Annotated in this window: 19 protein-coding genes; 17 read left to right on the forward strand and 2 right to left on the reverse strand. The window is 67.1% G+C overall.

All coding sequences use genetic code 11. The annotated features are described in order from the left end of the window. Positions 1-67: 67 nt before the first annotated feature. Positions 68-250 carry a hypothetical protein gene (locus tag ACPOLB_RS05740; protein WP_425260356.1) on the forward strand — a complete coding sequence of 61 codons (183 nt, stop codon included), beginning with the start codon at positions 68-70 and terminating at the stop codon, positions 248-250. Positions 251-1,273: 1,023 nt separating this feature from the next. Here ACPOLB_RS05740 and ACPOLB_RS05745 read toward each other — a convergent pair. Continuing rightward, positions 1,274-2,290 carry an IS110 family transposase gene (locus ACPOLB_RS05745; protein WP_425258480.1) on the reverse strand — a complete coding sequence of 339 codons (1,017 nt, stop codon included), beginning with the start codon at positions 2,288-2,290 and terminating at the stop codon, positions 1,274-1,276. A gap of 137 nt (positions 2,291-2,427) precedes the next feature. Here ACPOLB_RS05745 and ACPOLB_RS05750 point away from each other — a divergent pair, with 137 nt between their 5' ends. Beyond that, complete coding sequence (locus ACPOLB_RS05750) at positions 2,428-3,117, forward strand: hypothetical protein (RefSeq protein WP_425260357.1); 690 nt, start codon at positions 2,428-2,430, stop codon at positions 3,115-3,117. Positions 3,118-3,269: 152 nt separating this feature from the next. Further along, the gene (locus tag ACPOLB_RS05755; protein ID WP_425260358.1) at positions 3,270-3,656 is read left to right on the forward strand and encodes a VOC family protein; all 387 of its coding nucleotides are present in this window, start codon (positions 3,270-3,272) and stop codon (positions 3,654-3,656) included. A gap of 122 nt (positions 3,657-3,778) precedes the next feature. Here ACPOLB_RS05755 and ACPOLB_RS05760 read toward each other — a convergent pair whose 3' ends face one another. After that, entirely contained in the window at positions 3,779-4,519 is a 741-nt protein-coding gene (locus ACPOLB_RS05760; RefSeq protein ID WP_425260359.1) for a DUF1845 domain-containing protein, read from the reverse strand. A gap of 690 nt (positions 4,520-5,209) precedes the next feature. On the opposite strand from ACPOLB_RS05760, the gene ACPOLB_RS05765 reads away from it, so the two are divergent. From ACPOLB_RS05765 to ACPOLB_RS05830, 14 genes are all read left to right on the forward strand, one after another. Further along, a complete protein-coding gene (locus ACPOLB_RS05765; protein ID WP_425260360.1) occupies positions 5,210-5,848 on the forward strand; it encodes a hypothetical protein in 639 nt (212 codons plus the stop codon). A gap of 91 nt (positions 5,849-5,939) precedes the next feature. After that, the gene (locus ACPOLB_RS05770; protein WP_425260361.1) at positions 5,940-6,290 is read left to right on the forward strand and encodes a hypothetical protein; all 351 of its coding nucleotides are present in this window, start codon (positions 5,940-5,942) and stop codon (positions 6,288-6,290) included. 108 nt (positions 6,291-6,398) lie between these two features. Then, positions 6,399-8,033, forward strand: coding sequence for an ATP-binding protein (locus ACPOLB_RS05775; protein WP_425260362.1), 1,635 nt, complete (start codon positions 6,399-6,401; stop codon positions 8,031-8,033). Further along, on the forward strand, positions 8,020-9,096 hold the full coding sequence (locus ACPOLB_RS05780; RefSeq protein WP_425260363.1) for a DUF7146 domain-containing protein: 1,077 nt from the start codon (positions 8,020-8,022) through the stop codon (positions 9,094-9,096). The genes ACPOLB_RS05775 and ACPOLB_RS05780 overlap by 14 nt, the downstream gene beginning before the upstream one ends. A 414-nt stretch (positions 9,097-9,510) precedes the next feature. Further along, positions 9,511-10,575, forward strand: a complete 1,065-nt coding sequence (locus ACPOLB_RS05785) for a DUF932 domain-containing protein (RefSeq protein WP_425260364.1) — start codon at positions 9,511-9,513, stop codon at positions 10,573-10,575. Positions 10,576-10,906: 331 nt separating this feature from the next. Continuing rightward, complete coding sequence (locus ACPOLB_RS05790; protein ID WP_128001284.1) at positions 10,907-11,212, forward strand: hypothetical protein; 306 nt, start codon at positions 10,907-10,909, stop codon at positions 11,210-11,212. 24 nt (positions 11,213-11,236) lie between these two features. Next, positions 11,237-11,896: a hypothetical protein gene (locus tag ACPOLB_RS05795; RefSeq protein WP_425260365.1), complete on the forward strand. Its 660-nt coding sequence runs from the start codon at positions 11,237-11,239 to the stop codon at positions 11,894-11,896. A gap of 370 nt (positions 11,897-12,266) precedes the next feature. Next, a complete protein-coding gene (locus ACPOLB_RS05800; RefSeq protein ID WP_425260366.1) occupies positions 12,267-13,043 on the forward strand; it encodes a hypothetical protein in 777 nt (258 codons plus the stop codon). Beyond that, complete coding sequence (locus ACPOLB_RS05805; protein WP_425260367.1) at positions 13,040-13,207, forward strand: hypothetical protein; 168 nt, start codon at positions 13,040-13,042, stop codon at positions 13,205-13,207. Before ACPOLB_RS05800 ends, ACPOLB_RS05805 begins: the two co-directional genes overlap by 4 nt. A 39-nt stretch (positions 13,208-13,246) precedes the next feature. Next, complete coding sequence (locus ACPOLB_RS05810) at positions 13,247-14,971, forward strand: ATP-dependent nuclease (RefSeq protein WP_425260369.1); 1,725 nt, start codon at positions 13,247-13,249, stop codon at positions 14,969-14,971. Beyond that, positions 14,964-16,355 carry a UvrD-helicase domain-containing protein gene (locus ACPOLB_RS05815; RefSeq protein ID WP_425260370.1) on the forward strand — a complete coding sequence of 464 codons (1,392 nt, stop codon included), beginning with the start codon at positions 14,964-14,966 and terminating at the stop codon, positions 16,353-16,355. Before ACPOLB_RS05810 ends, ACPOLB_RS05815 begins: the two co-directional genes overlap by 8 nt. Before the next feature lie 303 nt (positions 16,356-16,658). Further along, positions 16,659-18,377 (forward strand): MobH family relaxase, encoded by a 1,719-nt coding sequence (mobH, locus tag ACPOLB_RS05820; protein ID WP_425260371.1) that lies wholly within the window; start codon positions 16,659-16,661, stop codon positions 18,375-18,377. A 1-nt stretch (position 18,378) separates the two neighbouring features. Further along, positions 18,379-20,328, forward strand: a complete 1,950-nt coding sequence (traD, locus tag ACPOLB_RS05825) for a conjugative transfer system coupling protein TraD (RefSeq protein ID WP_425260372.1) — start codon at positions 18,379-18,381, stop codon at positions 20,326-20,328. Further along, positions 20,325-20,948: a DUF4400 domain-containing protein gene (locus ACPOLB_RS05830; protein WP_425260373.1), complete on the forward strand. Its 624-nt coding sequence runs from the start codon at positions 20,325-20,327 to the stop codon at positions 20,946-20,948. Before traD ends, ACPOLB_RS05830 begins: the two co-directional genes overlap by 4 nt. Positions 20,949-20,982 lie beyond the last annotated feature (34 nt).

The raw sequence follows: 20,982 nt of genomic DNA on the forward strand, positions 1-20,982 counted from the left end.
GTACAACGCATATTTACCCTTGTGGCTCCGCGCCGCACTCGCCAATCCAAGCGGCGACGCTGCGACCATGCTGCTGATCAACCTCGCCAATACTCCGCCAGCCACTTCCTTCAACATGCGGCAAGCGCAAACCGTGATTGAGGTTGCACGTTCGGTTGTGAAGCAAAGCTACTGGGGCCCGGAAGACGAGGGAAACAGGGCCAACCTCAAAGCAATCGAGGTGAGGTGGAGCAACCCGAGTGAGGCCTAACCCCTCGCTCAAGCGGAGAGCCAACGGCAGGCCACCTGGCCCGGGCCGCGGCGCGCTACATTCTCCGCAGCCCGGGCCCGGCGTCCCGCCGTCGTCTCCCGCTTAGCTCGAACGTTAGGCCTCACATGCGAACCGTCGTGGCAGTCCTATCCGCCCTGACTTTGGCAGCGCTCGGTGTCTTTGCAGCAATGCCAGCCATGAGCAACGGAGGCTTCCTTGAAGGGCGGGAGTTCTTTGGTCTCGTTGCTATCGGAGTGCTCTGCTTCGGCCTGTACGCGGCAGTGTGCTGGTCACAAGCTCAGAGAAGCGTGTTCGTGTGGGTTCAGGCCGCAGTCGTAGGGGTTGGAGCGCCCTTCTTCGTGCTTCTGGCTCCGCTTGTGTACTGCATTGCCCTCCAAACGGGAAAGTCATGCATGTAGTTCGTCCTTCCAGCGAGAGCCAGTCGCCAAGCAGTTCACGCCAAAGCAACCACAGGTGCACTCCGCCAAGTCGCTTGGTCAGGCATGCAGCGTCACTAGCGTTAACCCGAGTGAGGCCTAACCCCTCGCTCAAGCTGACCCGCTACGGCAGGCTTTGCAAGCCCGGTACGCGCCAGTCGTACTATCGTCGCGTCCCGGGCTTACAAAGCCTGCCTCCGCGGGCAGCTTAGCTCGAACTACAAGGGCTTCCCCACAAGTCAAGCATGCAGCGGCCGTGATCGAGTCGCGCAGCGACTCATCACGGAAGTTGACTGTCACGATGGCCGTCCCACTTGCCGGTGCCGACGTCAATGCTTGCCAAGGGTGCGGACTGGAAGAACTACAAGCGGTCATCTACGCAGCTTCTTCGCTGCAGACCCTGATGCAAGACGCGCACGGGGACCTCATTCGTTAGCCGAGGTCGACCCTTCGATCGCCTCCACGAGCTAATCAGGCACTCCCCGTACAGGTCCAACCTTGACGCATCAACGCTGGCCGTCACGCGGCGGTGTTCGTTCTCGGGTGGCGGCTCCCCCGGTGGTTGTGGCTTTACCTCACGCCGGCTTCAGGCCGGCATCACGAATTGCTCGCCCTGGCGCAGCACCGCCCAGGCCATCCGCGCGTTCTTCGCCGCGATCGCCACCACCGCCTTCCAGTAGCCTGCACGCTCGGCCAGCGCCACCGCCCAGCGGCTGACGCAGTCGGCCTTGTCCTTGGCCGCGTTCAGCACCGCACGCGCTCCCATGATCAGCAGGCTGCGCAGGTACGTGTCGCCCGCCTTGGTGATCCGACCCAGCCGTGTCTTGCCGCCTGAGCTGTACTGCCCGGGCACCAGACCGATCCACGCGCTGAGCTGCCGACCGTTCTGGAAGTCGCGGCCGTTGCCCACCATCGCCACCAGCGCCGTGGCCGTCGTCTCGCCGATGCCTCGCAGCCGCATCAGTCGCTGCGCCTGGTGATCCTGCCGTGCCATCTCGGCGACGTACCGGTCGTAAATCTCGATGCGCTCGTCCAGGCGGTGCACCTCGCTGAGCAGATCGCCGATCACGGTGTTCACCCAGCCGGGCAGGTCCTCCAGCAGCCCGGCCACCTGCTTGCGAACCGTCGCCGCCTTCAGCGGCAGCACGATCCCCACCTCGCTGAGCAACCCGCGGATGCGGTTGAAGGTGGCCGTGCGCTGCTCGACGAACCCCTGGCGCGCCCGGTGCACCATCAGCCGGCCTTGCTGCTCGGCACTCTTGAGCGGAACGAAGCGCATGTTCGGCCTCTGCACCGCCTCGCAGATCGCCGCCGCATCGGCCGCATCGTTCTTGCCATGCTTGCCCGACAGCCGGTACGGCACAACGAACTTCGGCGCCATCAGCCTGACGGTGTGGCCGTGGGCCTGGAACTGCCGGGCCCAGTGGTGCGCGCCGCTGCACGCCTCCATCCCGATCGTGCACGGCGGCAGCCTGGCGATCAACTCCCCGAGCTTGCCGCGCGGCACGTTCGGCCGTACCAGCTCCGCCTTGCCCGCTTCATTGACGCCGTGAACCGCAAAAACATTCTTGGCGAGATCAATGCCGACGAATACGATTGCCATGGACTTCCCCTTCCGAGTGAGTTGATGAGACTTCGCACTTCCCATCGTGACACTTTGTTGCCGGTCGCCGCTTCGCGGCTGGCTCGGGACGGGGAAGTCCCTTTCATTCGTTAGGCGTCACGAACGGTCCCCTCGACATGAACAGTCGCTTCGTCAGTATCCTTCTCTCCTTCCTTCTCGTTAGTCTTACTGACTTCGCACAAACCCAGACACTTCAGGCGAAGATGACTCGAGAGAACTTTATGGTTGTTGTCCGGGAGTCCATCGGTGCAAACAGGACTGAGGATTCTCTTGTGCCCACAGGCAGAACCAAGGCCGAGCTACCTGACGGCAAGGAAGTCGCGCTTGAAATGGCGTGGTGGGATTTCATTGGAGACACGCACATTCGGTTCGTTTTCGACGGACCGGAGAGCATGCGTAACGCCACTCCGCGAGACCTGGACAGGCTGGGCATCACCTCAGTTCATGAAGCTCTGACACTTGCCCTTGCGAACATCAAGCGGGTCTACGGCCAACCCGTCGCCGCACCTTGGGAAGGTGGCCTAATGCAGGTAGAAGGTCGGTCTCCCGACTTAGACAGTTCCTACTTCTTGGATCGATCCTTCTGGCAAGACCTCGTTAAGAAGCATCCCGAAGGAGTCGTAGTCTCGGTGGCCAAGCGGGGTGGCCTTCTCTACGTGCCATTGAGCGAGAGCAAAGCCGTCGAGCGTCTGAAACGCGAAGTCACCCGTCTGCACGCCAGTAGTGGCTCGCTGCGAGTCTCTGGAGCCTTGTTCCTGTTCAAGGATGACCGTTGGTCAGTCTTCCAGGCTGCGCCCAAGCAGTGACGCCCCTCGCTCAAGCTGACCCGCTACGGCATGCGCTGTAAGCCCGGTCCGCGGCACACGGCGCATCATCGCGTACCGGGCTTACAGCGCATGCCTCCGCGGGCAGCTTAGCTCGAACGTTAGGCGTCACATTCAGACCTCACTCTGCCGTCATGTCCTTCAGCCGAATCCTCACGAACATCTGCGCCGACAATCTCGCTGCTTGCCGTGACTTCTACGTTCAGCTGCTGGGCTTCGTGGTGAAGTACGACAGTGATTGGTACGTGCAGTTGGGTGCTCCGGGCCCCTTGGAGCTTGAGTTCGGCATCATCAAGCGGACGCATGACCTCGTTCCTAAGTCCTACCAGACCGCTCCGACGGGGATGTATGTGACCTTCGTCGTTCCGGATGTCGACGAGGTCTACAAGAAGGCACAGAAGATTGGCGCGAAGGTCATCCAAGAGCCACGCAACGAGTTCTACGGCCAACGTCGGTTCTTGGCACTTGACCCAGCGGGTTGCCTCATCGATGTGTGTTCGCCATGGAGCGAGCAGGAGTGACCTGCCCCCGTTTTCCTTACCACCAGTTTGGAACATCACCGCGGGGCGCGCTATCTTTACTGCAGTATCGGTTCACCTCAAAATGCACATGCGTCGCATTGTTTAGGCCCCCCGCTGGATCGCTACTCAGGCGCCAGTGGTGTTGCCTCGTGCAGCACACCTCCTGTCGAATCCGGCGTTGCCTCGCCCGTCGCGGCTACAACAGTTGGAACATCGAGCGCGTCGCAGGTGTCAGTAGCACCAGCGAGAGTTGCGGACTCTCCCATTCGCGCAGCGAGCGCGTTCATTCTCCGACGCAGGCCGGTCGCGAAGCTTCGTGCACCGTTGGCGATGTCGCGCACCTGGCGCTTGAGCGCCGCCCGCTGCGTGTCCACCGCCTGCGCCGACACCACCTCGTGGATCTCCAGGGTCTGTAGCAGCGGCATCAACTGGTCCAGCTTGACCAGCACCTCCAGGAAGCGGCGGCTGATCGACGACAACACGCGCACATCCACCTCCAGCGGCACCGTGTCGTAGGACGCCAGGCTGGTGATGCCGTGGGCCTTGAAGAGCGCTTCGGCGCCATCGATGGCCTCGTTCAGGGTGGCCGTGGCCGCCTCGATCCTGCCGCGCAGCGTCGTTTCGATCTTGCCGATGTCCTCGTGGTCGAGCCGCGTGCGGGCGATCACCGAGATGAAATGCATGTTCAACTGCAGCGTGTTGAACATGCGCACGAACATGCGCTTTCCCTCGGCACTGCTGAACCGCGTGGCGATCTTGAGGCTGGCCGCCTCGACGCGGCGGAAGTCGACCTTGGCTTCGCGCGCCAGGATGCGTGCGTTGGCGCCGCCCTGGTCCACCTGGACGATTTCAACGTTGGCCATGCCCAGGTCTCCTCGTGCTGACAACGGTCACGGCATCTTCCAAAGGCGCCCGTCCCCTTGCCACGCGAAAGCCCCGACACCTCGGGGCGCTTTCGCGATCAGTTGCGTGGCGACGCGCGTCGGCCCATTGACCGGGCGGGATCGGCACCCTACCTTTGCGCCACGCAGCAGCTGGCCCTGCATCCAGACTCGGCAAGCCTTGGAGATCTCCTGAGCTAGTCCCTCGCTCAGGTGCCCGCGCAGGTAGCGACCGGCCCCCTTGGGGACGATCGAATCACGGTGCTGACACGCCCCACCGATGAGGGGCATCCGTCCAGGTGTCGCCCCTTCAGGTGCACCTGTGCATCGCCGTTCTGAGGACCGCGCAAGCGGTCAGGCACTCCGGGGCATTCGCCTCAGGCCGGGCCTTCGAGGCAAGGGCCGCGACGAGGTGCCGAGCGCATCCGCTCGAGCGCCGCACCGACCGCGCCCTTGCCTCCCGGGCTCATCCTGACTTCGCCGATGTCCCCCCGGTCGGACGCTGACACCGATCAGCGCGCTCACGCGCGCCACTGAACCCTGTCAGCCCTGGAGTTCCATGCCCCGACCGCAAGGCGGACGGCGCCACATCACCCAACCGTCACCCGCATGGGGGCCCACGCCCCCGCCACGGGTTGCACGTGGTCTCCCTCCGTATCCAAGGAGTCCACGATGCACAGCACCAACGCCTGCCGTCAGGTCGGCGCCAATGTCAGCTCGCCGCACACGGCTGGCCTCGACACGAACCCGGGCCTTCTCGGCTCCACGACGACCCCGTTCTTCATCGACGACCCGTACGACATCCCGGCCGGCCGGGATCTCCAGGACGATCCCGGCACAGACAGCGCCGACAGCGCCACTGGTGCACCGGGCGGCACCCGCGAGGAGTGGGTGGAGGAGTGGAGCGAGGACGACATCGTCCTGCTGCACTGGCGCCTGCTGCAGGAGATCCGGCACCTGGCCGACCCGGTCACGCCGCTGGAGGAGAAGCTAGACACCCTGCGCTGGGTGTTCACCGAACGCGAGAAGGACGGCCTGCCGTTCTCGTTCGTGAATTGCCTGCGCGTGGTCGGCTGCAGTCCGCTGTCGCCAATCCCGTACTGCGGACTCGTCGACGCCGAGGAGGTGCGCGAGCGCATCCGCCATGGGCTGCGGCCCTGGCTGCACGCGACGCTGGCCCGCTACCCCGACTGGGTGCGCGAGGCCGTGGCGACACACCCCGAATGGGTCGAGGCCCGGCTGACCCGCAATCCCCAGTGGATCAACGAGCAGCTCAAGCACATGTCCGTGCAGGGCGACCTGTTTGCGTGATCACGCCCACCCCGGGCGCCGTGCCTCGAGCCTCGCTGACCAACCAGGTCCCGCCGCGGCGGCACGCGCCCATCCGTTCGAAGGTCTTCTCATGCACAAGTTTCCCCAACCCACAAGCCAGCCTCTGCGCCGCGTGCGCCTGCTGTCCGTGCAGGCGCCCGAGGACATCGAGTACCTCGTCAAGGAAAGCGAAGTGCTGACCGGTCGGTCCGGCCGCACCTTCGTCATCGCCAGTGCCGACCGGCTCGTCTACCGCGTCCACTGGCAGCCGCTCACCGAATCCGGTGGCCATGCGGCCGGGCCGGTGGTCGAGCGCCTCGGCCACCCCGGCGAGGTCCTGAGTCGCCAGCACCTGCAGCTCTGGGAGTTCCTGGAGCACAGCCTCGTCGAGGCGCAGGCCGCCGGCCAGTTGTTCACCCCTCCGGTCCGCACGACGCCCTGATGGGCACCGATCCGCGCTGACCGGCCCACACACCCCGGCGGGTGCATCCCGCCAGGGGTGCTCCCGCCGGTTCTTCCCCCGATCGGGATGCCCCCGAAGGAGTCAACGATGAAGATCCAAGTCCGAATCAACGAAGAAGGCGCGCTGCGCAACCAGCGCCATGCCTTCAGCAACCGGTTCACCCTGGTGTCCGAGCTGCTGCAGAACGCGCGCCGTGCCGGCGCCCGCCTGATCCGGATCGACCACGATCCGCAGGCACAGATCCTGACCGTGCAGGACGACGGCCACGGCCTGGACGACTTCCAGAAGCTGCTCAGCTTCCACGAGTCGGGATGGGACGCCGACACCTGCACGCAGGAGCGCCCCTTCGGCGTCGGGTTCTCGAAGTGCCTGTACGCCGCCTCGCGCTGCGTGGTGGCCTCGGGCCGGCGCCGCGTCGACATCGACACCGCGGCCGCACTGGCCAAGGCACTCGTCGAGGTCGAAGAGTGTGTCGAAGGTGACGCGGTGATGGGCACCCGGGTCGAGCTTCACGGCGTCGACCTGCCGGACCTTGCGCAGCGCGTCGAGGAACTGTGCGCCGGGTTTCCGGTGCCGGTGTGGTTCAACAGCGAGCCGCTCAAGCGCGCCATGGCCGAGGCCCACCTGGCCACCCAGGCCAGCGCCATCGGCGCCGTGCACCTCGCGGGCACGCGCGACGGCCGGTACACCCACGACACCTGGGTGTTCCTGCAGGGCTTCTGCGTGCTGCGGCCGGCCTGGTCCATACGCGAGGACGTGAACGTCGTGCACCTGGACTCGCGCCAGTTCATGGCGCGTCTGCCGGACCGCGACCGCCTGATCGACGAGGACGTGCAGCGCCAGCGCATCGACGCCGAGCTGAAGGCCTGCTGGCGGCGCACGCTGGAGATCGCCAAGGCCGATCTGCCGCCGCGCCACTTCATCGACACCTACTACGGCGTCATGCGCGGCTGGGGGCACCTCGACCTGCTGAACGACCTCGGCACCCTGCCGGCGGAGCTGTGCAGCCTGGTGTCGGGCTACCCGGTGCAGGTGGAGCATGGCGAGCGCCGCCATCTGACGCCGGTGCCGACCGCGCCCACGCGCGAGGCCATCGAGTCGGGTGCCGTGCAGCTGGTGGCCCTGGACGACGTGGGCGACGACAACGCGCCGCGCTGGATGATGGCGCGCGCCCGCGGGTGGCTGGTGTTCGACTGGATCGGCGTGCATGCCGACCACTGGGTGATGCGCCACGTCCGCTTCCTCGAGGAAGAGGGTCAGCGCGTGACGCCCGTGGGCGAGAAGCTGCGCACGGCGCTGGAGGGCCGCTGGGTCTGGCCCACGGTCATCCTCTGCGAGAAGGTTCGCCTGCGCGTCGGCGACGACGAGACGCTGGTCAGCGACGCCGGGGTCTGCCACGACGGCAACCTGTACATCCCCGACGGCGAGACGACGGGCGCGCCGGTGGAACAGCTGTCCTCGTTCACCGACGAGCACGACCAGTTCCTGGATGCCGACCGCGACGCCGACCGTGACGCGCTGGCCGATCTGCTGCGCCTGCTGCGGGCGGTGGACCCGGTGCAGACGCTGGACTCGCTGCTGCAGTCCTTGCGGCTGGGCAAGTACCCGCTGCTGCACGGCAAGACCTTCCAGCTGACCGTGGGCGTGGGTCTCGCGCCCGGGCACACCGTCGATCTGGTCGATCACGCAGCCGCAGGCGGAGGAGCCCATGCAGGACGCTGACTACGCGGCCCGCATCGACGCCGTGAAGCAGCGCGCGCACGGCCGCTGGAGCGAGGTGCTGGCTGCGGCCGGCGTCGAGGAGCGCATTCTCAGGCACCGCAACGGGCCCTGCCCGTCCTGCGGCGGGACGGACCGCTTCCAGTACACCGACAAGTTCGGCGAGGGCAACTACCACTGCCGGCAATGCGGCCCGGGTGGCGGCTTCAAGCTGCTGCAGGCCGTGCGGGGCGTGGACTTCCATGCCGCCCTGTGCGAGGTGGAACGTTGCCTGGGCATGCTGCCGGCGGCGGCCGCCTGCGAAGCCGGTGCCCCAGCGGCAACGGGGGAGCGCATGCGCCGGCTGGTGCAGCGCATCTGGGACGAGGCGCGGCCGGTGGTGGCCGGCGACGAAGTCGACCGCTACCTGCGCGGGCGCGGGCTGACCCTGCATCGGCATCCGCCGGTGCTGCGGTTCCACCCGTCGCTCGGCTACTTCGAGAAGGGTGCTGACGGCAAGTCGCGGCAGATCGCGGCCTACCCGGCCATGCTGGCGCTGATCCAGGCGCCGGATGGTCAGGCCGTGACGCTGCACCGGACCTACCTGCGCGACGGCCGAAAGCTCGACGCCGCCGACGCGAAGAAGGTGCTCTCCGCGGGCATCCACGGTGCTGCCGTGCGCCTGTTCGACGCCGGCGCGCAGCTCGCGCTGTGCGAAGGCATCGAGACCGCCTTGGCGGTGCACCTGGCCACCGGCAAGCCCGTGTGGGCCGGCATCAGCGCCGGCAACCTGGAGAAGCTCTGGGTGCCGGACACCGTGCGCGAGGTCTGCATCTACGCCGACAACGACGCCGGTGGCGATTTCGCCGGCCAGTGCTTCGCCTACGCGCTCGCGCGGCGGCTGAAGCGGGAGGAGAAGACCACCGGCCTCCGCCAGGTGCGGGTGTTCGTGCCGCGCCATGCGGGAACGGACTGGGCCGATGTGTGGTGCCAGCGTGTCACCGGCCCCGACCAGGGCCGGGGGCAAGCGACCGCATCGTCGTCGGCTGACCGGACCTCGGGCAACCGGGTGGCCCTCGGTGGCTGAGGCAGAGGTCATGAAGCTTGGGGTGCGGCGAGCCACGGCGGGCCGCACCCGCTTTTTCAGCGGCACTGGACGGGTCGGCGCATGCCCTGCGCCACGACCTGCCGGTGCCGGCGAAAAGGTCAGGCGCCGTCGGCCATGCGGTCGACGCGCTCCCCTCGTCGTTTCCCGACTGGTAGCTGCCAGACCAGGTGACGCCTCCCGGCGCCACGAAGGCAGCCCTGGAGATCCATCGCGACCGATGGCGACACCCGTGTCACCGACGTCGCGCCCCTGCCTTGCCGATGCATCGCCAATCCACCCAGGACGCGCTGCATGCGGCGAGTTGTTGTCGTCAACCCACTGCGGGGACCCGTGCCCCGACGTGGGCCGTGCCGTCCCCGCTTCTCACCCACCCCAACCCGATTGGAGAAAGTCATGAAGAGCGGACGTACCCTCGTGAGCCTGGCCCAGGAACTGGAGCGCCAGCTGCACTCGAAGAAGGACCTGATCGTGCCGTCGCAGCTGGTGCATCACAGCACCGGCGACGACGGCCAGACGCACATCATCGTCAACGAAGCCGGCAACCCGGTGCGCTACGGCGTCACGCCGCTGGCGCGCCGCCAGCTGGCCGACAAGCTGAAGATCCCGCACGCGTACTTCGAGCGCATGCGCGAGGAGCAACCGGTGCTGCTGGACCGCAACGTCAACACCTGGCTGCAGAGCGAGGACGACCGGCGCATGCTGCGCACCCTGGACGGCCAGGTGCGCGCGGTGCTGTCGGACCGCTACCGCCGGCTCGACAACTTCGACCTCGCCGAGAGCGTGCTGCCCATCCTGCAGCAGCTTCCCGAAGTGCGTTTCGAGTCGGTCGAGCTGACCGAGACGCGCATGTACCTCAAGTGCATCACCTCGCGCCTGACCTACGAGATGGCGCCGGGCGACGTGGTGCAGGCCGGTGTGGTGATCTCGAACTCGGAGGTCGGCCAGGGCACGCTGTCGGTGCAGCCGCTGCTGTACCGGATGGTCTGCCGCAACGGCCTGATCGCGGCGGACCGGTCGCTGCGCAAGACGCACGTGGGCCGTTCGCTCGGCACCGAGGACGAAGGCCTGCAGGTCTACCAGGACGACACCCTGCGTGCCGACGACAAGGCCTTCTTCCTGAAGGTGCGCGACGTAGTGCAGGCGGCGGTGTCGGAAGCGAGCTTCCGGCAGACGGCGCAGAAGCTGCAGAAGACGCTGAGGATCCCCCTCGTCGGCGACCCGGTGAAGACGGTCGAGGTGCTGGCCCAGCGCTACACGCTCAACGATGTCGAGCGCTCGGGCGTGCTGCGGCATCTGATCACCGAGGGCGAGCTCTCGGGCTACGGGCTGGTCAATGCGGTGACGCACTACAGCCAGGAGATCGACGACTACGACCGCGCCACGGAGTTCGAGGCGCTGGGCGGCAAGCTGATCGAGCTCGGCACCGCCGAGTGGAAGGGCCTGGCCGAAGCGATCTGAGCACGGCCTGAGAAGGCAGTCCGGCACGACGGCGAGCGGGGGCAACCCCGTTCGCCGACCGTGCCGGCGACAAGCGCGTCGTTCACGCCGCACATCGAGTCATGCGGTCGCGCTCACGCATTCGCCGGAATTCGCCAGGGCTTGCGAGTGGCAATTCGGTAAGCAGATGCACAGGCCCGCGCCGCCCATTGAAGTCGACCTGTTGCCCACCCTATGCTGGCCGCACAGCGCCGGAACCCTTCCTTCAGCCACCGCAACACGACCCGCATCCACCGACCAACCCCTCCACCCTGCCCTGCAAGGGCTCGTGGTCCCCACGCGAGGACGCACCATGAACCAGGTCCAGCTCTCCGATGTGCAGATCGCCAACCTGACCCTGCTGCTCACCATCCGCGACGGCATCCTCCACGACCGAACGGCGGCGTGCTGCCGCTTCTCGCTCGACGCCATGCAGGCCGAGCGGCTCGGCACGATGAGCGTCCAGCAGCTGATGGCCATCGTGGCCAACCTGGGCGACGCCACGCTCTTCCCGCCGCGCCGCGACCTGGTCAGCCTGCTCGACACACCGTTGCCGCTGGTTCGACCGCTGGCCGCGGTCCACGCCCCCCGCCATGTGACGGCCAGTTCGGCCGCCTGACGCTCAGTTGCCGGGGCATTGGCCATGCAGCTGCGGGTCGATCGGCAGTTGCGCGCCCTGGCGCTGGCCAAGGCCTGTGCGGCCTGTGGTGCACGTGTGCGCACCATCGGTCATCTGACGGGCCTGCCGCCCCGCGAGGCGCTGCGCCTGCTCTTCCCCGATCGCCTCGCCGTGCCTCGAGGGCGCTCGCCGGACTCCCCGGAGTGGTACCACGGCGCCAACCTGCTCCACCGCGCCGAGGCCTCGATCGTCGTGGCCCTGTACCGCCGTCTGCGCGACGCCGACTTCCCTGCGGGCGAAGCTCTCGTCGGCGCCTACCGCCACTACGTCGGCATCTGCCAGCCGCCGCACCGCATCAGCTTCGACCGCGCCTTCGATCTGGCCGCGCACACGGACGGCCTTTGGCTCACCGACACGAGGAGCTTCTCGCTCGTCACCTGCCCGACCTGCCACAGCGAGTTCCTGGCGGCCTTCGGCTCCGTGGCGCGGTCGAACGACCACTGCCCGTTCTGCAAGCTGGTGCAGCGGTACGGCACGGACCCGCGGGTGCAGTGGGCGTTTCCGGTGCAGCCGTTGGCTGCGCCGAGCGCGGAACAACTAGGCATGCTTGTCTTGCTTCAGGTGGCCGCTGGCCCTTCGAACGAGCACCTTGCTATGCCTTTGGCAGGCCAGCATAGGCCGTGAACCTCGGGTCGAAAGACCTAGACGCCTAGCCACGGATTCGTAGCCGGCAATGCAGCGATCGCCGTCGGTCACGGCTCGGCCTGGAATGCGCGGTCTGGGACGCCTTGCCTTCATCCGTAAAGCGCAAGATGTGTGCAGCCCGCGCCGACGATCACGTCCGCCACGAAGGCAGTCGGCGGCTTTGACGACATCGACGACGACCTCCCCTTTGCGAACCCCACCGGGACCACGGCAGCACCGCAGCACTGCAGCACGGCAGCACCGTGAGCACACCGATCAGTGCTAAGTGGTTGCTAGGACAAGCGTTTTCGTAAAGCACCTTCGCCATACGACGTCAACTCAGCATACTGAGTTCGGGCTAGATGCAGAGATGAACGATCCCATCACCGGCAGATCCGAGTCCTCCAGTGCCCATCAGTTTTTGCTGATTGAATCGTTGCAGTTCGACGCGCCGTCGCGCAGACTTCGTCCAGGCTCAGCAAGCAAGGACCAGACGAAAGTGGCGAACTCCAAGCAATCCCAGAACCGCCGGCTGAAGATGGCGGAGCGCGCTCAGCAGCAACTCGCGCTGCACTTCCCGAACGTCCTGGACGCCCTGGTGTGGCGGCGCAAGACGAATGACGGGTTCACCACTGTGCCGCGCACGTTGCCGATCGCCATGCAGGCAATCGACGCAACGTCGAAGGGCGCGCCTGCTGGACACTCGTTGTTCTGCCTTTGGGCCCGCGCCCCGGATAACCCGTTGGTCGCGGTTGAGAATCCGGCGACCTTTGCGGCCGAGACAGGCTTCACCGGCGAGCGATCGGTGGACACCTGGCGCAAGCGTATGCGCACACTGCGCGATCTCGGCTTCATCCTCACCAAGCCCGGCGCATCCGGCGAGTTCCACTACATCCTGCTGCTGAACCCCAACGTCGCAGTGGAGCGGATGCGGCGGCGTGGCCTGGTACAAGACGCTGTCTACGGCCGCTTCCAGGAGCGCCTGGCCGATGTCGGCGCCGCTGGCGACTGGGCGACGTACGAGGAGGCGCAGAAGGCCGCAGATGAAAAGGCGGCGGTGGACGCCGCTGCGGCCGCCAAGGCAGCGCCCGCCAAGAGGGCGCGGCCGGCCAAGGCCGTCGACAAATTCAAGCGAGGTGCCTCGTGAAGCGCGAGGCGGCCAACCTCTACTCCGGTTTCAAGAACGATCGCGACCGGCTGTGGGCTCTGATCTCACGCGATCTGCGGATCGTCGCCGTTACCGCGCTGTGCGCCGGTGCCAGCGGTGCGACGCCGCTGCTGCGCGAGGTGTTCCTGCGGTGGCTCGCATGAATGCGACCTTCCGGCCACTTGTCCGACACATGGCTATCTATGCAGATCAGGCACCTCAAGGCTGAGAACTTCCGCGGTACGGCCAGGCTGGAGTGGGTGCCGGGTGCGGCGTTCTGCTGTCTGATCGGCCCCGGCGACGCAGGCAAGTCCACCGTACTGGATGCCATCGAGGCGGTGCTCTCCTCTCGTTGGTTCTCCTTTGGCGAGCACGACTTCCACCTCGGCGACACCGCCAAGACGATCGTCGTCGAGGCCACCGTCGGCGAACTCAGCAAGGCGCTGAAGTCCGACGAGCGTTTCGGCCTGTATGTCCGGGGCTGGACCAAGGCCGGCGTATTGCGCGATGAGCCGGAAGACGACGACGAAGCGGTGCTCACCGTACGACTCAGCGTCGATGCGACCCTGGAGCCCGTCTGGCAGGTCGTCTGCGACCGCGCCGACGAGCCGCGCACGATCTCGAACCGGGATCGCGCACTCTTCGGACTCGTGCGCTTGGCCGGCGACGACGCCCGACACCTGGGGTGGGGCCAAGGCTCGGTGCTGTCGCGGCTGACCGGAGACTCGGACGAGGCCGCAGTGCGGCTTGCTGCTGCCTACAAGGCCGCGCGCGACAGCGCGAACCTAGGCGAGATCGAGTCGTTAGCGAAGACGGCCGGGGCCGCGGAGGGGTTCGCCAAGGGCCTGGGTGCTTACGTCGAGGCCGGATACGGGCCCGGCCTGGAACTTGGCCGCGGGGGCCTGTCCTCGGGCTCCATCGCCCTGCACGACGGTGGCGTTCCCCTGCGCCTGGCTGGCTTGGGCACGCGCAGGCTTGCCACGCTCGCCATCCAGAAGTCGGCGATCACCGAGGGCGCGATCGTGCTGGTTGACGAGATCGAGCACGGCCTGGAGCCTCACCGCGTGATGGGTGCCATCTCCCAGCTCCGGGGCGACCAGGCACGCGCAGCGGAGGCAAAACGTCCCATCGGTCAGGTGTTGATCACCACGCACTCCGAAGTCGCTTTGGGCGAGGCCGGCGCCGAGAGCCTGCGCGTGTGTCGCACGACGCGCCCGGCGCGCGTGACGACGATCATCAAGCCGGGCGCACCGGATCCCATCCGCGCCCTCATGCGCTTTGCACCGCGCGCGCTGTTTTCGCGGCGCATCCTGGTGAGCGAAGGGAACACCGAGGTTGGTGTAATCAACGGTGTGCGCGAGTTCTGGCCCCCTCTGCACGGCGGCATCCCGATCGAACACCTCGGCGGCTTCATCGCAGACGGCAACGGATCGCAGGCGCCGCAGATCGCGCTAGGCCTGCGCGGCCTCGGCTACGACATCGCGGTGTTTCGCGACTCCGACACGGACCTGAGTGCCGAAGACGCAGCCGCCCTCGGGGCTCAAGGAATCCCCGTCTTCGAGTACGGCGCGGGGCTCGATGTCGAGCACGCGATCATCTCGGTGGCAAGCGATGCGCAGATGCAGCGCTTGATCGAGCATCTGCGTGTCGAGCGTGGCGCCGGAAAGATCGACGACAACCTGCGCGCCGCCCTGGGGATGACCGCCGAGGCGCTGGCCCAACAGTTCAGCATGTGGGAGTTGAACTCAACGCTCGACGCCGCTGAGCTTCGCCGACGGATCGCCGACGAGTGCACCAGCCGCAAGTGGCTGAAGGACCAGCGGATCGCCCGCGGCGCCGGCCCCATCGCCTGGCAGGTGGCCGCGGAGAACCCCGATTCGCCATTGGCGCAGACCTTCGCGGCCGCCCGCGCCTGGCTCTATGCCTGAGGCCCAGGATCTGCTGGGGGTCGAGCGTGGCGCAATCGTCGCGCCAGCCGGCCACGGCAAGACAGAGCTGATCGCCAAGGTGGCGGCACTGGGGAAGCGCACGCTCGTCCTCACGCATACGAACGCAGGCATCCAGGCCATCCGTGCCAGGCTCAAGCGCATGCGCATTCCACGGTCGGCCGTCGTCGTCGACACCATCGCCGGCTGGTGCCTGCGCTACGCGCATGCATTCCCCGGTATCGCCCAGCCGCCCGTAGACATGCCGGTCGGTGCGCAGTGGGACGACGTGCATCGTGGCGTGAAATTCGCGCTGGGCGTCCCGGCCATCCGTCGCGTCGTGGAAGCTTCCTACGACCGCATCCTCATCGACGAATACCAGGACTGCAACGGCCACCAGCACGAGCTCGCCATCGCGCTGTCCGCGATCACACCGACGATGATCTTCGGTGATCCGATGCAGGGCATCTTCGAGTTCGCCGGCGCTACGCTGAGCTGGGAGCGAGAGATTCATGCCACGTTCCCGCTGGTGGCCGAGTTGGAAGTGCCCTACCGCTGGCGCGACAAGAATCCCGCGCTGGGCGACTGGATCGCCGACGCGCGCGACAGGCTGATCCGCGGTGACCGCGTGGAGTTCGCCGGCGGCCCCGTGGCCTACCGCCACGCAGACGATGCTTTCGATATGGAGGCGCTGTTCCAGAGCATCGAGGGCAAGGATGGGACTGTCGCTGCCATCCACTGCAACAAGGGGATCTGCTACCGCCTGGCTGCGGCTGCACGCGGCGGCTATCAGGCCATCGAGGAGATGGCGGCCAGGACGATGACGGAGTTCGCCGCGCGCTGGGACGCCTCCCCTACCCAGCCAGTTCGTCGCGATACCCTTCGGTGGCTGTTTGGCGAGTCTTTCAGCATGCGCAAACTCGGCGAAGAGGAATCACCCTCGGCTGAAGAAACTTCGCTGCTCGAAGCCATCAAGGTTCCCATGGCTGCTCTGGCCGTTGACGGGCCCAGGGCTGCGCTTGAGATTCTGCTGTTGACCCGGAAGCTGCCCCGGGCCCGGCTGCACCGGCAGGACCTGGTTCGCGACGTGGAGCGCGCCATCTCCGAGCTTGCGGCAGGACGCTGCGCCACCATGCTCGAAGCCGCCAAGCGGATCCGTGATCGAGCTGGTGTCGTCGGCCGTCGCATGCCGAAGCGGACCGTCTCGACGCCGCTCTTGCTGAAGGGCCTGGAGTTCGACCATGTGGTCGTGCCCGATGCTGCGCACTTCGCATACGAGCGCCAGGCCCAAGCTAAGCTGTTCTACGTGGCGATCTCCCGACCCACGCAGTCGCTGACGATCGCTGGCTCGCAAGGCTACCTGCAGCTTCCGCCGCCAGCACTTTGAGGGCGCGGCTTGCCTATCCGGCGTCGATGAAGGTCGTTACGCCAGAGCCCGCATTGCATCCGCCTTAACTGACAGCTGTCATCGAGAGTCTTCCGCTTCAGCGCCTGCTTTCAGTCTTCCAGGTTCGGTCGTGTTTGCCCTGGGTGTCCCCGCGCTCGGGCAATGCAATTGATCGCAGAGTTCGCGCGATGCCGGATTGCCCCGCGCTGCTGACCGCGATAACCCGCGACCAGACCGCACCTTTCGCCGTTCACGCCCCCGCCTTTGGCATCAGCATGGCCGCAGCACTCGTCTGCACGCACCATGCAGTCCTCAGCCTCGCTCGCCGCCTTTCCGGCCACCGACCCGGGCTTCGCCGCCCTGCCTGTCGCTGACCTGCTCGTATCGGCCGACGACCTCGTCAGCCGCATCCGACTGTGCTTCGGCCTGTCCCGCGACGCCTTCGACGCCGAGGTGCAGCCGCTGCTTCAGCGCTATGCCAGCTACGTCCACCTGTTGCCCGCCACCGCCGACAACTACTTCAGCTCGCCTGCCGGTCTGCTGAACCTGGGGCTGGAGGTCGCGTTCTACAGCCTGCAAGGCACTGACGCGCACATCTTCTCCGGACGGTCGACGATCTCGGCGCGCCGCCAGCTTGAACCACGCTGGCGCCTGGCCACCTTCATCGGTGGCCTGTGTTGCGAACTGCACCGGGTGCTCAGCCACCTGATCGTGACCGACGATGCGGGTGGCGAGTGGCCGCAGTTCCTCGTCCCCCTGGGCGACTGGCTGGCATCGCGCAGTGCCACTCGCTACTTCGTTCGCTGGCGGCCGAACGCCACCGAGTCGCGCGGCCTGGGCGTGTTCGCACTGCCCTTGGTCGTGCCGGGAGCCACGCTCCAGTACCTGGCGCAGGACAACAGCGTCATCGTGCCGCACCTGCTGTCCAGCATCAGCGGGCAGCCGGTCTACCGTGACCACAACGTCCTCGATGGTCTGGTGCGTCGTTCGTTCGCGCTGGTGATCGACCGCAACCTGCAGGCCAACGCCGATCGCTACGGTGTGCCTCAGTTCGGCTCGCACCTCGAGCGCTACCTTGTCGACGCCATGCGCCGACTGGCATCCGGCAGTCCCAGTTGGTTCCCGAATCGGGAGAAGTCGCGCGCCTGGCTGGGGCCCGACGGGCTGTTCCTGCTGTGGCCGCAGGCGGCCCACGATGTCCAGGCACTCCTCGAAGCCGATCAGCTGGCCGGCATCCCGAAGGCGCCTGAGACGATGCTCGATCTGCTGCTGGAGGCCGGGGTCTTCGTGCGGCAGGCGGACGGCGCTTCGACGTGGTTCGTACTGCCGCCGGAGCTGAAGGCCGCCGCCGAGGCGGTCAAGGTTGCATCGCCGGCGGTCCTTCTGAACGGCGTTGCGCAGCCGGCTGAGCCGCTTGCCACCGCTTTGGTCTGCCCACCTGGCGCCACGCGGACCACCCAGAAGGCGCCAGCGACTGCGCCGGCGCCAGCCCCCGCACCGCCGCCCGGCACCCAATTCTCGTTGCTCGACGCGACCGAGGTGGCCACATCACCGGCAGCTCGCACATCTCCGCTGCCGCAGATATCGCCTACCCCGGAACCGCCCCCTGCCGTCGTCGCCGACCTAGCAGTCCCGTCGCCGCCCCCTCCGCCCTCCCCTCCGTCGGCCGCGGCGCCCACCTTCAAGCTGAACGCGCCCATGCGCCTGAACCCGGCCGTGCGCGATGCCCTCGCGGCCATCGTCAGCACCCTCAATGGGCCCGGCAGCGCTGCGGCCGCCGCACCTGTCGCGGCCGGCCTGTTCGTGCCGCTGGCTGAACTGGAACGGCGTGGCGTGCAGCCCGCGCTGGCGGGTCGGGCGCTGGCCGATGTCGACCTGCTGGTACATGCCAGGCGGGATGGCCCGGCCACCACCACGGCCGACTTCCGCGGCGAGCCGACCATCGGGCTCGTTGTCGCCCCAGCCTGCATCGATGGTTTCGACCCTGCCGCCTTCGAGCCGGCCGCGCACGAGGAGCCCTGACATGCTGATGCGCCGCTACGAGATGCCCTGGCGGCGCGCCTACGAGGTGTACGCCGCCGCCGTCTGGGCATCCGCCCTGCTGTTCTTCGCCGTCACCGGCGGACTGGGCCTCCTCCCGCGACAGCTCGCACTCCCGCTCGCCGCTTTCTGCCTGGCGATGGGCGTCCTGCGGCTGGCGCAGGGGGTTCACACGCTGGTGCTGCGTGCCTCGCTGTCCGGCCGCGGGATCCAGGTGCTGAGCACGCGGGCCGTCGCCCGCTGGACGGAGAAGCCCGACGCGGTGTTCCTGGGCTTCGGCTTCGAGTGGCGGCCTGTCCACTCGCAGCGTCTCTACGAACTGGCCAAGGTCGACTACCGCGAGTTCGCCGTGTCGCCCCGCCTGCTGCAGATCCTGGGCTACGACGCGCGCCCGCAACCCGATGCCGAGATCGGCCTGCCCTACATCCATGGCGTCGAGCCACGCGAGGTGCCCCTGCACCGGCCGCTGCAGAACTTCGAAGGCGGCACCTTGCTGGTGGGCACCACCCAGTCCGGCAAGGGCGTGGCGCTCGCCAACCTGGTGACGCAGTCGGTGCGCCGCGGCGACGTGGTCATCGTCATCGACCCCAAGAACAGCCGGCGCCTGAAGCGTGTCACCCAGCGCGCCTGCGAGGACTGGCGCGACCCCGACACCTTCCTCGAGTTCCACCCCGCCTTCCCTGAAGCCGGCGTGCGCCTGGACTTCACCTTCAACTGGCAGAAGCCCACCGAGATCGCGTCGCGGATCCAGTCGATCATGCCGCCGGACACGGCCGGCGCCTTCTCCGCCTTCGGCTGGGACGCCGTGAACGTGGTCGTGCAGGGCTTGGTCGAACTGGAGGAGCGGCCGAATCTGGTCAAGCTCACCAAGTACATCGAGGGCGGCATCGAGCCCGTGCTGGAAGCGACGTTGCGCCGCTTCTACGAACGGCTGCTCGGCGCCGGCTGGCGCGACCAGCCGGAGATGAAGAAGCTGCTGCACGACGCTCACCGGGGCAACATGAAGCGCCCGTCGGAGGCGGCCAGTGCGGACCTGCTGGCCCTGGTCGCCTTCTACGAACACCACGTCCCGCAGTCGCAGCGCAACAAGGTGCTCGACGCGCAGGTGCGCACCTTCCGCCACAACCGCGAGCACTACCAGAAGATCACCGCCAACCTGCTGCCGGTGCTCTCGATGCTGACCTCGGGCGACCTCGGCCGGAGCCTGTCGCCCGACCCGTTCGACACCGGCGATGCGCGGCCGATCATGAACTTCGAGAAGATCGAGCGCGCCGGCCATGTGCTGTACATGTGCCTGGATTCCCTGCCCGACCCGTCGGTCGCCACCGCGATCGGCGCGCTGGCCCTGGCCGACCTGGCCGCGCGTGCGGGCATGCGCTACAACCTGGGCGGCTACAGGCGCATCTCGCTCTTCGTGGACGAGGTGTCGAACGTCATCAACCAGCCGCTGATCGAGATCCTGAACAAGGGCGCCGAGGGTGGCATCTTCACCACCTGCGCGATGCAGACGCTGGCCGACCTGGCCAAGCGGCTGGGCAGCGAAGACGCGGCGCGCATGGCGTTGGGCAACCTGAACAACCTGATCGCGCTTCGATCCAAGGACCGGCCGACGCAGGACTTCGTGGTCGAGACCTTCGGCAAGACCGCGATCCACTCGGTGCGCGTGGGCCTGAGCAGCGGCGCCGATGCACACCTGGGCGACTTCTCGTCGAGCTACTCGACGCAGCTCACCGAGAGCTTCGAGGAGATGGTGCCGGCCGACGTGCTGGGCAAGCTGCCCAACCTGCAGTACTTCGCCTCGGTGTCGGGCGGGCGGATCATCAAGGGGCGGTTTCCGATCCTCGACCCGGATGCGAATGAGCCCAGAGCAACAAGTTCGGCGCCACCGAAGGCGATCCGGACTCCAGGTGCGATGACGGGGCAAACGTCGTGATCCGTATCGTCAGCATCGCCGCCCTGCTCTGCCTGCTGGTGCTGGTGCTCTACCTGCCATCGGCGCATCCGCCAGAGCGGTTCCTGGCGCAGATTCGAAGCGAGCACCAGGCCATGGAAGCGCTTTGGGGCGAGGCGCCCGCACTGCGGATCCTCGACCGAGCGCTGGGCCTCCAGGGCGCGGCACGAGAGGCAACGCCCATTCCCCCGACCGCCGGTGCGTCGGCGGCCAGCGGTGTGGACGGCGCCGTGGCGCGGGAGATGGCTTCCGTCAACCAGCGGCTGTTCGGGAACAGCTACTTCCGCGCGATCGACGCGCTGGTGCTGCTGGCCGCTTTCAGGCTGTCGGCGATGCTGGAGTGGCTGCCGTGGATGGCGGCGTTTGTGGCCGCAGTACTGATCGACGGTTCAATCTCCAGGACGATCAAGTCGCGAGAATTCCGGCAGCACGACCCCGAGCGATTCGCATTGTTCGGGTCCCTGGCCGTCATATGTACCTGCTCCACGGTGGTCGCCGCAGTCGTCCCGTTCACTCTGCATCCGCTGATCCTGCCGACGGTCCCAGCCGCCATTGCCGTGCTGTTGGGTCGAACCTTGGCTCACTTCCATCTGAGGCCGTAGTCGCGTCCCGTCGGAAGACAGTGCAAGCACACTT

The sequence above is a fragment of the Rubrivivax soli genome (assembly GCF_049810355.1).
Lineage (GTDB): Bacteria > Pseudomonadota > Gammaproteobacteria > Burkholderiales > Burkholderiaceae_C > Rubrivivax.

What these genes read in the sequence shown, in the direction of transcription:
- ACPOLB_RS05800 (WP_425260366.1), top strand. Translation starts at nt 12,267, where the DNA reads ATGAACGATCCCATCACCGGCAGATCCGAGTCCTCCAGTGCCCATCAG.
- ACPOLB_RS05785 (WP_425260364.1), top strand. Translation starts at nt 9,511, where the DNA reads ATGAAGAGCGGACGTACCCTCGTGAGCCTGGCCCAGGAACTGGAGCGC.
- ACPOLB_RS05815 (WP_425260370.1), top strand. Translation starts at nt 14,964, where the DNA reads ATGCCTGAGGCCCAGGATCTGCTGGGGGTCGAGCGTGGCGCAATCGTC.
- ACPOLB_RS05770 (WP_425260361.1), top strand. Translation starts at nt 5,940, where the DNA reads ATGCACAAGTTTCCCCAACCCACAAGCCAGCCTCTGCGCCGCGTGCGC.
- ACPOLB_RS05780 (WP_425260363.1), top strand. Translation starts at nt 8,020, where the DNA reads ATGCAGGACGCTGACTACGCGGCCCGCATCGACGCCGTGAAGCAGCGC.
- ACPOLB_RS05745 (WP_425258480.1), bottom strand. Translation starts at nt 2,290, where the DNA reads ATGGCAATCGTATTCGTCGGCATTGATCTCGCCAAGAATGTTTTTGCG.
- mobH (WP_425260371.1), top strand. Translation starts at nt 16,659, where the DNA reads ATGCAGTCCTCAGCCTCGCTCGCCGCCTTTCCGGCCACCGACCCGGGC.
- ACPOLB_RS05795 (WP_425260365.1), top strand. Translation starts at nt 11,237, where the DNA reads ATGCAGCTGCGGGTCGATCGGCAGTTGCGCGCCCTGGCGCTGGCCAAG.
- traD (WP_425260372.1), top strand. Translation starts at nt 18,379, where the DNA reads ATGCTGATGCGCCGCTACGAGATGCCCTGGCGGCGCGCCTACGAGGTG.
- ACPOLB_RS05765 (WP_425260360.1), top strand. Translation starts at nt 5,210, where the DNA reads ATGCACAGCACCAACGCCTGCCGTCAGGTCGGCGCCAATGTCAGCTCG.
- ACPOLB_RS05775 (WP_425260362.1), top strand. Translation starts at nt 6,399, where the DNA reads ATGAAGATCCAAGTCCGAATCAACGAAGAAGGCGCGCTGCGCAACCAG.
- ACPOLB_RS05760 (WP_425260359.1), bottom strand. Translation starts at nt 4,519, where the DNA reads ATGGCCAACGTTGAAATCGTCCAGGTGGACCAGGGCGGCGCCAACGCA.
- ACPOLB_RS05810 (WP_425260369.1), top strand. Translation starts at nt 13,247, where the DNA reads ATGCAGATCAGGCACCTCAAGGCTGAGAACTTCCGCGGTACGGCCAGG.
- ACPOLB_RS05750 (WP_425260357.1), top strand. Translation starts at nt 2,428, where the DNA reads ATGAACAGTCGCTTCGTCAGTATCCTTCTCTCCTTCCTTCTCGTTAGT.
- ACPOLB_RS05740 (WP_425260356.1), top strand. Translation starts at nt 68, where the DNA reads ATGCTGCTGATCAACCTCGCCAATACTCCGCCAGCCACTTCCTTCAAC.
- ACPOLB_RS05755 (WP_425260358.1), top strand. Translation starts at nt 3,270, where the DNA reads ATGTCCTTCAGCCGAATCCTCACGAACATCTGCGCCGACAATCTCGCT.
- ACPOLB_RS05790 (WP_128001284.1), top strand. Translation starts at nt 10,907, where the DNA reads ATGAACCAGGTCCAGCTCTCCGATGTGCAGATCGCCAACCTGACCCTG.